The sequence below is a fragment of the Actinoplanes sp. G11-F43 genome (genome assembly GCF_050589265.1).
In the GTDB taxonomy this organism is placed as follows: Bacteria; Actinomycetota; Actinomycetes; order Mycobacteriales; family Micromonosporaceae; genus Actinoplanes.
In genome coordinates this window covers 1-1,253 of the sequence record NZ_JBNZCE010000125.1, presented here as the reverse complement: position 1 = coordinate 1,253, position 1,253 = coordinate 1, and the positions used below count along the sequence as shown (strand labels likewise).

Genomic DNA, 1,253 nt, shown 5'->3' with positions numbered 1-1,253 from the left:
CGCTCGGCGGCCTGGGCCTGTTCGCGGGCGGTCTTGGCGCGGGCCGCGGCGGTCTTCGCCGCGGTGGCCTGCTTCTCGGCGGAGGCGGCGAGTTTCGCGGCGGCACGGGCGTGCTGTTCGGCGTGGTGGTTCCAGGTGATCGCCTGCTGCTCGCGGGCCTCGGCCTGTGCCTGCGCACCCTGCGCGTTGTTCGTCGCGATCGTCGCGTCGATGGCATGCACCGCGGTCTGGGTCGCGTTGTCCGCGGCAGCAGCGGCCTCGTTCATGCCCTGGGTGATCCGGGCCCACTCGATGCCGTACTCCAGACCCGTCTCCACCAGCACATCGGTGGCCATGGTCGCCTTGGCTGCGGCGACCCGGGTCTGCTCGGCGGCGTTGCGCACCCGCTGCAACTCGGCAGCGGTCAGATCCTTCACCGTACGCAACTGGTTGGCCTTGACCGCGACCGTGGCGGTGCCGGCGAGGATCCGCTGGGCCTCCCGGGCGTTGTTGGACGCCCCGCCCATCGCGTTGCCGACCTGCATCAGCGCCTTCACGGCCTCGCCGTGCGCGATCATCAACTGCCGGCGGGCCTCGCTGGCCCGCGCCGACCGCTTGGCCAGATCGGTCAGTTCCTCAGCAGCCTTGTTGCGTTCCTCGATGTCCTTGAGGTGCTGCTCCCACGCGGCGGCATCCGCGTTCGCCGCGGTCAGATAGCCCGTCTTCAGGAACGCGGCGATCGCCGCATCCCCACCGGCGATCGCGGCCTCGGCGGCCCGCTTGACGTGGGACGCCTCGGGAGCCCCGGAGGCGATGGTCTGCACCCGCTGCCGCAACTCCACGGCCCGTTCCTGGGTCCGCTTGACGGTCTGCTCGTCACGGTCGCGGGCGATCCGGGCCCCATAGGCCAAGAACAACACCCGGTCGTACGCGGTACCGGCCAGCACCCGGTCGACCTCGGCGTTGAAGTAGCCACCCGGAACACCGGTGCCCTTCATCGCCCTGACCTTGGCCAGGTTCTCCGCGGCCTCCCGATACTTGCGATCGGAGACCTGCTGGTCCAGGACCGGCATGTCCTCCATGACGAACTTCATGATGACCGCGTTGTCGCCGGTCGCCAGCGCGGCCACGGCGGCGTCGCGGATCTCCGGCTCCTCAGCCGACTCGGCGGTGTCGGCGACCCACTGCCGCCACCGCTCATCCATCTCCGGCACACCCTCGCTGCCGTCCCACGGATCGGTCACCAACGGCGGGACCGGGATGTCCGGAAGCTC

General features: G+C 70.6%; 1 pseudogene. It reads right to left on the bottom strand.

The features are described from left to right. Positions 1–1,253, bottom strand: a pseudogene (locus ACQ0O7_RS45225) (hypothetical protein); the annotation flags it as partial.